This is a genomic window from Xanthomonas sp. DAR 34887 (assembly GCF_041245805.1).
GTDB classification, from domain to species: Bacteria; Pseudomonadota; Gammaproteobacteria; order Xanthomonadales; family Xanthomonadaceae; genus Xanthomonas_A; species Xanthomonas_A tesorieronis.
On record NZ_CP162490.1, the window covers coordinates 2635325 to 2647028 of the forward strand.

9 protein-coding genes are annotated in these 11704 nt (G+C 68.2%); 5 read left to right on the forward strand and 4 right to left on the reverse strand.

All coding sequences use genetic code 11. The annotated features are described in order from the left end of the window. Positions 1-54 precede the first annotated feature (54 nt). Both AB3X08_RS11245 and AB3X08_RS11250 read right to left on the reverse strand, forming a co-directional pair. The gene (locus AB3X08_RS11245) at positions 55-2004 is read right to left on the reverse strand and encodes a DUF3857 domain-containing protein (protein ID WP_369938329.1); all 1950 of its coding nucleotides are present in this window, start codon (positions 2002-2004) and stop codon (positions 55-57) included. A gap of 101 nt (positions 2005-2105) precedes the next feature. Continuing rightward, positions 2106-4463 carry a DNA translocase FtsK gene (locus tag AB3X08_RS11250; RefSeq protein WP_369938331.1) on the reverse strand — a complete coding sequence of 786 codons (2358 nt, stop codon included), beginning with the start codon at positions 4461-4463 and terminating at the stop codon, positions 2106-2108. 288 nt (positions 4464-4751) lie between these two features. On the opposite strand from AB3X08_RS11250, the gene trxB reads away from it, so the two are divergent. The 5 genes from trxB (at position 4752) to infA (ending at position 8801) form a co-directional block, all read left to right on the forward strand. After that, positions 4752-5720 (forward strand): thioredoxin-disulfide reductase, encoded by a 969-nt coding sequence (gene trxB, locus AB3X08_RS11255; RefSeq protein WP_369938333.1) that lies wholly within the window; start codon positions 4752-4754, stop codon positions 5718-5720. Beyond that, positions 5717-6601, forward strand: a complete 885-nt coding sequence (locus AB3X08_RS11260; protein ID WP_369938335.1) for a hypothetical protein — start codon at positions 5717-5719, stop codon at positions 6599-6601. The genes trxB and AB3X08_RS11260 overlap by 4 nt, the downstream gene beginning before the upstream one ends. After that, positions 6598-7719, forward strand: a complete 1122-nt coding sequence (locus tag AB3X08_RS11265; protein ID WP_369938337.1) for a GNAT family N-acetyltransferase — start codon at positions 6598-6600, stop codon at positions 7717-7719. The genes AB3X08_RS11260 and AB3X08_RS11265 overlap by 4 nt, the downstream gene beginning before the upstream one ends. Positions 7720-7750: 31 nt before the next feature. Continuing rightward, complete coding sequence (aat, locus tag AB3X08_RS11270; protein ID WP_369938339.1) at positions 7751-8488, forward strand: leucyl/phenylalanyl-tRNA--protein transferase; 738 nt, start codon at positions 7751-7753, stop codon at positions 8486-8488. A gap of 94 nt (positions 8489-8582) precedes the next feature. Further along, positions 8583-8801, forward strand: coding sequence for a translation initiation factor IF-1 (gene infA / locus AB3X08_RS11275; RefSeq protein WP_004425677.1), 219 nt, complete (start codon positions 8583-8585; stop codon positions 8799-8801). Positions 8802-8923: 122 nt separating this feature from the next. Here the strand turns inward: infA and clpA are convergent, their stop codons facing one another. Together clpA and clpS are read right to left on the reverse strand one after the other, a co-directional pair. Beyond that, complete coding sequence (gene clpA / locus AB3X08_RS11280) at positions 8924-11206, reverse strand: ATP-dependent Clp protease ATP-binding subunit ClpA (RefSeq protein ID WP_369938340.1); 2283 nt, start codon at positions 11204-11206, stop codon at positions 8924-8926. A 122-nt stretch (positions 11207-11328) separates the two neighbouring features. Continuing rightward, entirely contained in the window at positions 11329-11649 is a 321-nt protein-coding gene (gene clpS / locus AB3X08_RS11285; protein ID WP_046979857.1) for an ATP-dependent Clp protease adapter ClpS, read from the reverse strand. Between the last annotated feature and the right edge of the window lie 55 nt (positions 11650-11704).

The window sequence follows — 11704 nt, forward strand, 5'->3', positions numbered from 1 at the left end:
GGGATGTGGGAAGTGTGCCGTGGCCATGCTGAATAGGCGATCAGAGCGACGCATTCAGTGCCCGGTCTGCATGCGGCCGAGGTCGCCGTACAGGATCTGGCCGCGGAAGCCGCGCCGCACCTGCTGGTATAGCTCGCGGAAGGCGGCGTAGTCCTGCGGCTGGCACAGCGCCTGCGGGCCATGCACCGCGCGCCGGTGCAGCGTATGCGTGGCGACCACGGTCTGCCCGTCGCGTACCCAGGTCGCGGCGTATTCGCCGGCGGCGTTGCGGAAATGGGTATCGGCGGGGATGGCGATGATCGGCACGCTGTCCGGGAAGGTCAGCCGGTAGGTCTCGCTGCGCGCGTTGTCGTTGCAGTAGAACGGGGTCAGGTTGCGCTCGGCCGAGGTGGTCGCGTAGACCCCGCGCACCGAATCGGCGCCGGGCATCTGCGGCAGGGTCATGCCGCCGACCACGCCGAAGTCGACATAGTCGCTGGCGCGGAACCTGTAGGCGTAGCCGAACGGCCGGCTCAGGTCCTGCGGCGCGCCCTGCAGCTCCAGTTCGCCGCTGCCGTCGAAGCCGGACGCGGCCAGGATCGATTCCTCGATGCGGGTGCGGTTCTGCGCATTGAGCTGCACGAACATGGTGCGCAGGCCGATCTCGCCGATCTGGCCGCTGTCCAGCCTGGTGGTGCCGCTCAGGCTGCCGTCGGCGGCGAAGCGGTAGTCGGCCTCGGCCTCATACAGGTTCACCCGCGCGTCGTTGGGCGGGGTCCGCGTCACGCTGCCATCCACCGTATGCAGCACCGGCACGCCGAGGTCGCCGGCCGGCAGCTGGCCGAAGCGCGCGTAAGGATTGGTCGAGTCCACGTACAGCTTGAACTCGGGCAGATAGGTGATGGCGTGGTTGAAGCGGCCGAGCACCGGCACGTCGGGCAGGGTCGGCCCGCCTTCGGCGCCGATCAGCACCGGCGTGCTGGCGATGCCCTTGGCCGCCAGCAGCGCCTCCAGCACCACGGTGTGGTCCTTGCAGTCGCCGTAGTGGTTGTCGAGGATGCTGTCGGCGCTGTTCGGCTCCAGGCCGCCATTGCCCAGGTAGACCGCCACGTAGCGGATGTTGCGCGCCACCCACTCGTACAGCGCCGCGGCCTGCGCGCGGCGGTCGCCGATGCCGGCGGTGATCTGCTCGGCGCGGGCGCGTACCTTCGGCGTGACCTGCGCGGCCACGCCACTGCTGCGCTGGTAGGCCTGGCCCATCTGCGACCAGCGGCGGAAGCTGCTGGCCATGATGGTCGGGCTGAATTCCCAGGTCGCCGCCGCCCAGTTCTGGCTCTTCATCGGCTCGCGGCGCTGGTAACGCCATTCCCAGCGCGCCTGCGCGCCGTCGATCTTCGGCGTGTCGGCGCCGTCCACGCCGCGCGTGTACACGTGCATCGGCATGCGTCGCGGCGCGACCAGGGTCACCGTGGCGTCGTCGTACTGGGAGAACACGCTGAAGGTCTCCCACAGGCTGAAGTAGCCCGGGAAGTACGGCACGGTCTGGGTGCGGCGCACCCGGTACACCAGCCGCGTGCCCGGCATCAGGTTGGGGAACACCACCACCTTGACCTTGCGGTCGGCATACATCGCCGCCGAGGCGCTGGAATAGCTTTCCTGGGTATAGATCTTGTCGGCCGGCACGTCGTGGCGCAGCCCGTCCGGGGTGATCGCGTAGGCGGCCAGCACCTCCAGCGTCTCCAGCTTCTCGCTGTAGCTCAACCGCACTTGGCTGAACTTGTCCACGCCGGCCTTGGTCTTCAGCAGCAACTCGATCTCGTCGGTCTCTACGCTGCTGGCGTCGTCGCGCACCTCGTAGTCGGCGCGGTAGCGCACGTAGCTGAAGTTGTTCGCGACGTCCGGCGTGGCCGCGGCCGGGCTGGACGCCGCAGCGGCAGCGGCTGGCGGTTGCGCCGCGGCGGCGGTCCCGGCCACGGTCAGCGCGGCGCACAGCAACAGGCGCAAGGTGCAGGCGGTTCGGGACATCGGCAACGGCAGCGGGCGGCAACGGCCGCCAGCATCGCATGCGACGCTGCGCCGGGCGGTTCCGATGGCCGGGAACCGGAATGCGGGCTGGGTCGCGCGCCTCACTTCGGCGGCGGCGGCGCCAGCACGCTGCGGTCGCCGTTGTGTTCGGGCGGGCTGACCACGCCGGCCGCTTCCATCGCCTCGATCAGCCGCGCGGCGCGGTTGTAGCCGATCTTCAGCCGCCGCTGCACGCCGGAGATCGACGCGCGGCGGGTCTCGGTGACGATGCGCAGCGCTTCGTCGTACAGCGGATCGGATTCGTCGCCGCCCCCGCCGCTGCTCTCCGGCAGGCCGGTGGCACCGACCACGGTGCCGTCGCCCATGGTCTGCACTTCGTCGAGCACGCCCTCGATGTAGTCGGCCGGGCCGCTGGCCTTGAGGTGCTCGACCACGCGGTGCACTTCCTCGTCGCTGACGAAGGCGCCGTGCACGCGGTCGGGCATCGCCGTGCCCGGCGGCAGGTACAGCATGTCGCCGTGGCCGAGCAGGGTCTCGGCGCCGGACTGGTCGAGGATGGTGCGCGAATCGATCTTGGAACTGACCTGGAAGGCGATGCGGGTCGGGATGTTAGCCTTGATCAGGCCGGTGATCACGTCCACCGACGGGCGCTGGGTGGCCAGGATCAGATGGATGCCGGCGGCGCGCGCCTTCTGCGCCAGGCGCGCGATCAGCTCTTCGACCTTCTTGCCGACGATCATCATCATGTCGGCGAATTCGTCGATGAAGATGACGATGAACGGCAGCGTGTCCAGCGGCCGCGGCGCCTCGGCCAGGTCCGGGTTGGGCTTGAACAGCGGATCCATCATCGGCTGCCCGGCGTCCTGCGCGTCCTTGACCTTCTTGTTGAAGCCGGCCAGGTTGCGCACCCCGACGGTGCTCATCAGCTTGTAGCGGCGTTCCATTTCCGCCACGCACCAGCGCAGGCCGTTGGCGGCCTCCTTCATGTCGGTGACCACCGGCGCCAGCAGGTGCGGGATGCCCTGGTAGACGCTCAGCTCGAGCATCTTCGGGTCGATCATCAGCATCCGCAGTTCCTTGGCCGAGGCCTTGTACAGTAGGCTCAGCACCATCGCGTTGACCGCCACCGACTTGCCCGAGCCGGTGGTACCGGCGACCAGCAGGTGCGGCATGCGCGCCAGGTCGGCCACGGTCGGGCGGCCGGCGATGTCCTTGCCCAGCGCCAGGGTCAGCGGGCTGGCCGACTTGTCGTATTCCTTGGAGCGCAGCAGCTCGCTGAGATAGATCATCTCGCGGCTGACGTTGGGGATTTCCAGGCCGATCACCGACTTGCCCGGGATCACGTCGACCACGCGCACCGACTTCACCGACAGGCCGCGCGCGATGTCCTTGTCCAGCGAGCTGATCTGGCTGACCTTGATACCCGGCGCCGGCTCGATCTCGAAGCGGGTGATCACCGGCCCCGGATAGGCGCCGACCACCTGCGCGTCGATGCGGAAATCCTTGAGCTTGAACTCGATCTGCCGCGACAGCGTCTCCAGGGTTTCCTCGGAATAGCCCTTGGTCTGCGGCTTGGGATCGTCGAGCAGGGCCAGCGGCGGGATGCCGGACTGGTCGCCGCCGGTACCGTGGAACAGCGGAATCTGCTGCTCGCGCTTGGCGCGCTCGCTCTTCTCCACCACCGGCGCCGGCGGCGGTTCGATCTTGACCGGCTCGCGCTTGGCGCGCTGTACCGCGTCGACCTTGCGCACTTCCTCGCGTTCCTCGCGCATGGCGCGGGTCTGCTGCCATTCGTTGGCCTGCTGGCTGCCGCGCCGCGCCAGCGCCGGCAGGGTCATCACCGCGCGGCCGATGCGTTCCATGACCGCGAACCAGGACAGGCCGGTGGCCAGGGTGATCGACACCAGCAGCAGCACCAGCACGAACAGGTTGCTGCCCAGCGCGCCGAAACCGGCGGTCAGCGAGCTGCCGACCAGCTTGCCGAGGATGCCGCCGGCGCCGGCCACGTCGCCGCTGAACAGGCGCAGGTGCAGCAGCCCGGTGCCGGCGATCAAAAACCCGACGATGCCGACCAGGCGCAGCGCCGGGCCGAGGTCGGCCTCGCCGTCGCCATCGCTGTCCATGCCGAACAGCGCGATCCAGGAGATCGCGCCGATCACCACCGGCAGCAGGAACGCCACGTAGCCGAACAGCTGCAGCAATACGTCGGCGATCCAGGCGCCGAACTTGCCGCCCATGTTGTGTACCGGCGCGACCACGCTGCCGGTATGCGACCAGCCCGGATCGGTCGCCGAATAGGTGGCCAGGCTGGCCAGCAGGTACAGCAGCAGCGGCGCGATCGCGATCAGCGCCAGGTCGCGCCACAGCTTCTGCCGGCGCGGATTGGCCGCGGCGGCCTGCTTGCGTGCGGCCGCGTTGGCACCCTGGGATTTGCCGCGTTCCGGAACCTGCTTCGCCACGCTATGACCAGACCTTAGAAATACACCGTTAGTGATTGATAATAAACGAATCGGGCTGGCATTTCAGCAGGCATGACCTGAATCGTACTGCTCGCCTTCGCGCCAACTCCCGGCGCCACGCAGCGGCATCGACACGCGGCGTCGGCAAGGCGGCGCAGTGGCAACAGGCCGCAGCGTTCCCGTCACGCGGCTTGATTCATCCCAGGCCGGCCGCCACTCTATGCGACTACGCCGGAGGCCGCGCAATGCCGCGAATCCGCCGCCATTTCCACCTCTTCGCGAGTATACATGAGCTCTTCTGCCGCCAATTCCGCCAAGCATTCCCGCCTGCTGATCCTGGGCTCGGGCCCGGCCGGCTGGACCGCTGCGGTCTACGCCGCGCGCGCCAATCTCAAGCCGGTGGTGATCACCGGCCTGCAGCAGGGCGGCCAGCTGATGACCACCACCGAGGTCGACAACTGGCCCGGCGATGCCCATGGCCTGCAGGGCCCCGACCTGATGGCGCGGATGCAGGCGCATGCCGAACGCTTCGACACCGAGGTGATCTTCGACCACATCCACACCGCCGACCTGTCGCAGCGTCCGTTCAAGCTCAGCGGCGACAGCGCCGAGTACACCTGCGACGCGCTGATCATCGCCACCGGCGCCACCGCCAAGTACCTGGGCATCCCCTCGGAAGAAGCGTTCAAGGGCCGCGGCGTGTCCGCCTGCGCCACCTGCGACGGCTTCTTCTACAAGGATCAGGACGTGGTCGTGGTCGGCGGCGGCAACACCGCCGTGGAAGAGGCGCTGTACCTGTCCAACATCGCCCGCAAGGTCTACCTGGTGCACCGCCGCGACACCTTGCGCGCCGAGAAGATCATGCAGGACAAGCTGTTCGCCAAGGTCGCGGCGGGCAAGATCGAGACCGTCTGGCACCACGCCATCGACGAAGTGCTGGGCAACGAGGCCGGCGTCACCGGGGTGCGGGTCAAGTCGACCCTGGACGGCAACACCCGCGACATCGTCGCCCACGGGTTCTTCGTCGCCATCGGCCATCACCCCAACACGCAGCTGTTCGACGGCCAGCTGGCGATGAACAACGGCTACCTGGAGATCCGCTCCGGCCTCGGCGGCGCGGCCACCGAGACCTCGGTGCCGGGCGTGTTCGCCGCCGGCGACGTCGCCGACCAGCACTACCGCCAGGCGATCACCTCGGCCGGCTTCGGCTGCATGGCCGCGCTGGATGCCGAGCGCTATCTGGACAAGGGCGCTTGACCGAATCCGGCTCCCGAGCCGCCGAGCGCCGCCGACGTGGCGTTGCGCTCGCCTGCCTGCTCGCGGCGGCGGGCGCGTTGCATGCCCAGCCCGTGGCGCCGCCGCTGACCATCGGTTCGGTGGAAGCGGCGCACATGGCGTTCTGCATGTCCCCGGAGCAGGTCGATGCGCTGGCCGCGACGATGGCCGGCGGCTTGCTGGGCACCGGGGCCGACGACAGCATCAAGTTGCTGATGAGGTCGATGAGCAAGTCCGTGCGCGACACCGGCGACCGCATCACGGCCGAGGCGATCGCTGGCGATGCCGGCGCGCGGGCCGTGTTCACCCGCTTTCTCGGCGAGTGCATACTGGCTGGCATTCCGACCGCACCGCAGCGCCGCGAACGCGCCCTGGGCTGGTTGCGCGAGGACGCGGCCGGCGGCGCCGCCGACGCGGCCGACACGCTTGCGGCCCTGGTCGCGCTGGGCGAGCTCCCGGGCGGTGGCGGCGAAATGCAGCGCTTGCTGGCGGCGCGCCCGTCGCCGGCGTCTGTAGGCACGAACGCCGACGTCGCCGTGCAGGCCGAGGCGGCGCAGCAGCACCTGGCCCTGGCATCGGTGCTGTTGCGCGGGGCGATGAGCACCTTCTCCAGCGAACTCGGCGCCAACGCGACCGACAACGCCCAGTTGCGCTTCCTTTACCGGCCTTGCCCTGGCTCGTTCGAATCGAGCGCGGTGCAGGCTGCGGCGCCGCCACAGCGTGCCGCCGGCCTGGCCCGAGTGACGGCGCGCCTGGCGCAGTTGCCCAGGACCGGACTCGACTGCGCCGATCCGGCACTCGCCGCGGCCGTCCTGCCGCTCTCGTTCAGCGCACCGGCCCGTCCCGAACCCGCCCGGCGATGACCCAGGTACGCTGGCTGCACCGGCTCGACGAGGTCGCCGCCGCCGACTGGGACGCCCTGCACGACGGCCGCAACCCGTTCCTCGCGCACGCGTTCCTGGCCGGCCTGGAACGGCATGGCTGCCTGCGCCCGGACTGGGGCTGGAATCCGCTGCACCTGACCCTGTGGGACGGCGACGCGCTGGTCGCCGCCGCCCCCGGCTACCTGAAGACCAACTCGCATGGCGAGTTCGTGTTCGACCATGCCTGGGCGCATGCCTATGCGCGCTACGGCCAGGACTACTTCCCGAAATGGCTGTGCGCGGTGCCGTATTCGCCGGTCACCGGACCGCGGCTGCTGGCGCGCGACGCGACCGGGCGCCAGGCGCTGCTGGCGGCGATGCAGGCGCTGACCGAGGCCAGCGGCCTGTCCTCGGCGCACGTGAACTTCCACAGCGCCGAGGACGACGCCGCGTTCGGCGACGACTGGCTGGCGCGCAGCGACGTGCAGTACCAGTGGCACAACGAGGCCGGCTGGACCGAGTTCGAGGCCTACCTGGCGGCGATGGACCACAAGCGCCGCAAGAACATCCGCCAGGAGCGGGCCAAGGTGCAGCGCGCCGGCATCGGCTTCCGCGTCGTGCACGGCGACGAGGCCAGCGCCGCCGACCTGCACGCGATGTACGGGTTCTACCTGCGCACCTTCGACGACTACGGCAATTCGCCGGCATTGACGCTGGAGTTCTTCTCGCATCTTGCACGAGAAATGCCGCGCAACTTTCTGATATTCCTTGCCATGCTGGATGAAACCCCGGTGGCAGGGGCGCTCTGCCTGCGCGGCGGCGACACCTTGTACGGCCGCTACTGGGGCGGTGCTGCCCTGCCCGGCCTGCACTTCGAGACCTGCTACTACCAGGGCATCGACTACTGCCTGCGCGAAGGCCTGACCCGTTTCGAGCCCGGCGCGCAGGGCGAGCACAAGATCGCCCGCGGCTTCCTGCCGCGGCTGGTGCGCAGCCGCCACTGGATCGCCGACCCCGGCTTCCGCGCGCCGCTGGCCGCCTGGTGCGCCGAGGAAACCGCCGCGGTACGCCAGCACGCGGCGACCCTGCTGCGACACTCGCCGTTCCGCCAGGACTAGCCGCCTCCGCCCGATCGGCTACCCTGCGCCGATGCGCCGCCTCCCCGCCCTGCTTGCCGCCGATCCGACCGCCCCGTTCCCGCCCGCGGCGAGCGCGCTGCGCGAACCGGACGGCCTGCTCGCGATCGGCGGCGACCTGACCGCCACGCGTCTGCTCAATGCCTACGCGCACGGCATCTTTCCCTGGTACTCGGACGGCGATCCGATCATGTGGTGGAGCCCGGACCCGCGCACCGTGTTCCGCAGCGACGCGGTGCGGCTGTCCTCGCGCTTCCGCCGTTCGCTGCGCCACTCGGCATGGCGGGTACGCGCCGACACCGCGTTCGCGCAGGTCATCGAGGCCTGCGCGCAGGCGCCGCGCCGCGGCCAGGACGGGACCTGGATCACCGCCGAGATGAGCGCCGCCTACATCGCCCTGCATCGCGCCGGGCACGCGCACTCGGTGGAGGTGTTCGACGGCGCCGAGCTGGTCGGCGGCATCTACGGCGTGTCGCGCGGGCGCATGTTCTTCGGCGAAAGCATGTTCAGCGCGCGCAGCGGCGGCTCCAAGGTGGCGCTGGCGGCTTTGGCCAGGCGCCTGCACGACTGGGGCTGGCCGCTGATCGATGCCCAGGTCGAGAACGACCACCTGCGGCGTCTCGGCGCGCAGCGCTGGCCGCGCGGCGCGTTCCTCGAGGCGATCGCCACGCTGGTGGCCGCGCCCGCTCCACCTGGCCCGTGGACGCCACGTTTCGGCGAACTGGCCGCTGCGGAACTGGCCCTGCCCTGAGCGGCATTAACGCAAACTTTGCATGCTGCGGCCGAGGCGAGTAAAATCCCCGCTCTTAAGGCCTTTGGCCGCACGCGAAATCGCACAGGATTACATGTCGAAAGACGACTCCATCGAATTCGAAGGCACCGTCAGCGAGACGTTGCCCAATACCACCTTCCGGGTCAAGCTGGAAAACGGGCACGAGATCATCGCCCACATCTCCGGCCGCATGCGCAAGAACTACATCCGCATCCTGACCGGCGACCGGGTGAAGGTCGAGATGACCCCGTACGACCTGACCAAGGGTCGTATCACCTACCGCATGAAGTGACCGCGTCGCAGCGGTCGTAAGAAAGGCGGCCATTGGCCGCCTTCTCGTTTCATCGGTGACATCGCAAGGCGACTGCAGGGTCTGCAGCCGCCTTTTGTCGTGCCTGGCGTTCTAGCGCGCCATCACTCCACGGTCGCCGGCAACAGGCGCTCCGGCTCGGCCTGCGTTTCCACCACCAGCTCGCCGTCCTGCACATCGATGGTGACCCGGCCGCCACCGACCAGCTTGCCGAACAGCAGTTCGTCCGCCAGCGGGCGCTTGACCTTGTCCTGGATCACCCGCGCCATCGGCCGCGCGCCCATCAGCGGGTCGAAGCCATGCTGGGCCAGCCAGTCGCGCGCGGTCGGCGTGGCCGACAGCGACACGTGCTTCTCCTGCAGCAGCATCTCCAGTTCGATGATGAACTTGTCGACCACGCGCAGGATGTGGCTGAACGCCAACGGCTGGAACTGCACCACCGCGTCCAGGCGGTTGCGGAATTCCGGGGTGAAGCTGCGGCGGATGGTCTCCATCGCGTCGGTGGAATGGTCCTGCTTGGTGAAGCCGATCGAGCGCCGCGAGGCCTGGGTGGCGCCGGCATTGGTGGTCATCACCAGGATCACGTTCTTGAAGTTGGCCTCGCGCCCGTTGGTATCGGTGAGCACGCCGCGGTCCATGACCTGCAACAGGATGTTGAAGATGTCCGGATGCGCCTTCTCCACCTCGTCCAGCAGCAGCACGCAGTGCGGGGTCTTGACGATCTTCTCGGTCAGCAGGCCGCCTTGGTCGAAACCGACATAGCCGGGAGGCGCACCGATCAGGCGGCTGATCGAATGCGGCTCCATGTACTCGGACATGTCGAAGCGCACCAGCTCGATGCCCAGCTGCAGCGCCAGCTGCTTGGTCACCTCGGTCTTGCCGACGCCGGTGGGACCGGCGAACAGGAAGTTGCCGATCGGCTTCTCCGGATTGGCCAGGCCCGAACGCGCCAGCTTGATCGACGAGGCCAGCGTCTCGATCGCCGGATCCTGGCCGAAGATCACCATCTTCAGGTTGCGCTCCAGGTGCTGCAGCACGTCCTTGTCGGTGGCGCTGACCTGCTTGGCCGGGATCCGCGCCATTTTGGCGACGATGGTCTCGATCTCCTCGATGTCGATCAGCTCCTTGCGCACGCCTTCCGGCAGCAGCCGCTGACGCGCACCTGCCTCGTCCATCACGTCGATCGCCTTGTCCGGCAGCAGGCGGTCGCCGATGTGCTTGACCGACAGATCCACCGCCGCCTGCAGCGCGTCGTCGGCGTAGGTCACGCCGTGGTGCGCCTCGTACTTGGGCTTCAGGCCCTGCAGGATCTCGAAGGTCTCGCCGACGGTCGGCTCAACGATGTCGATCTTCTGGAAGCGCCGCGCCAGCGCGCGGTCCTTCTCGAAGATGCCGCGGTATTCCTGGAACGTGGTCGAGCCGATGCAGCGCAGGTCGCCCGACGCCAGCGCCGGCTTGATCAGGTTGGAGGCGTCCATGGTGCCGCCCGACGCCGAACCGGCGCCGATGATGGTGTGGATCTCGTCGATGAACAGCACCGCATTGGGCACCTTCTTCAGCGAGGTCAGCACGCCCTTCAGGCGCTTTTCGAAGTCGCCGCGGTACTTGGTGCCGGCGACCAGCGCGCCCAGGTCCAGCGAATAGATGACCGCGTCGGCCAGCACCTCGGGCACGCTGCCCTCGACGATGCGCTTGGCCAGGCCTTCGGCGATCGCGGTCTTGCCGACGCCGGCCTCGCCCACGTACAGCGGGTTGTTTTTGCGCCGACGGCACAGCACCTGGATGGTGCGTTCAATTTCGTCGGCGCGGCCGACCAGGGGATCGATACGGCCGTTGCGCGCCTGTTCGTTCAGGTTGGTGGCGTACTCGGCCAGTGCGTCGCCCTTGGGTTCGCCCTCGCCCGCCTCGCCCTTGGCCTCGCCGTCGGACGGCGCCGGGTTCTCACCGTCCTCGCCGAGCTTGGCGATGCCGTGCGACAGGTAGTTGACGATGTCGAGGCGGGTGATGTCCTGCTGATTCAGGAAATACACCGCATGCGAGTCCTTTTCGCCGAAGATCGCGACCAGCACGTTGGCGCCGGTGACTTCCTTCTTGCCCGAGGACTGCACGTGGTAGACCGCACGCTGCAGCACCCGCTGGAAGCCCAGCGTGGGTTGCGTGTCGCGGCCGTCGTCTTCGGCCAGGCGCGAGACCGAGGCTTCGATGGCCTGCTCCAGTTCGCCGCGCAGGCGCTCCGTGTCGGCGCCGCAGGCTTTCAGCACCGCCTGCGCCGAAGGGTTGTCGAGCAATGCCAACAACAGGTGTTCGACCGTCATAAACTCATGGCGGGCTTCCCGGGCGCGCTTGTAGCACTGGCCGATGGTTTGCTCGAGATCTTTGCTGAACATGGTTCACTCCGACGTCTGTTGCCAACAATATGCGGCTGGAGTTGCGAATTTCCACAACCCTATCGGATCAGTGTGTTCAGACCGCGTTAGTCCGGCAAACCGGTGACCGACGCTTACCAATATCAGGCTTTTTCCATCGTGCACAACAGGGGATGCTGGTTCATCCGCGAAAACTCGTTCACCTGAGCTACCTTGGATTCAGCCACTTCGCGGGTGTACACCCCGCAGACGCCGCGGCCGCGGGTATGCACGTGCAGCATCACCTGCGTGGCCTTCTCCAGGTCCAGCGAGAAAAACTGCTGCAACACGGTCACCACGAAGTCCATCGGGGTGTAGTCGTCGTTCAGCAACAGCACTTGGTACATCGGCGGGCGGGCGACTTCGGGCTTGCCGGTCTCCACCATTACGCCGTGGTCGTGGTCTGAAGAATTCTTGCGAGGCATGTGCCGATTATATACGGCCGCTGTCGGACCGGATTGGACGATCGCCGATCCTGCC

Bases quoted from the DNA above. Each gene is read 5' to 3' on its own strand.
- AB3X08_RS11245 (WP_369938329.1), bottom strand. From the start codon at position 2,004: ATGTCCCGAACCGCCTGCACCTTGCGCCTGTTGCTGTGCGCCGCGCTG.
- trxB (WP_369938333.1), top strand. From the start codon at position 4,752: ATGAGCTCTTCTGCCGCCAATTCCGCCAAGCATTCCCGCCTGCTGATC.
- AB3X08_RS11265 (WP_369938337.1), top strand. From the start codon at position 6,598: ATGACCCAGGTACGCTGGCTGCACCGGCTCGACGAGGTCGCCGCCGCC.
- aat (WP_369938339.1), top strand. From the start codon at position 7,751: ATGCGCCGCCTCCCCGCCCTGCTTGCCGCCGATCCGACCGCCCCGTTC.
- infA (WP_004425677.1), top strand. From the start codon at position 8,583: ATGTCGAAAGACGACTCCATCGAATTCGAAGGCACCGTCAGCGAGACG.
- clpA (WP_369938340.1), bottom strand. From the start codon at position 11,206: ATGTTCAGCAAAGATCTCGAGCAAACCATCGGCCAGTGCTACAAGCGC.
- clpS (WP_046979857.1), bottom strand. From the start codon at position 11,649: ATGCCTCGCAAGAATTCTTCAGACCACGACCACGGCGTAATGGTGGAG.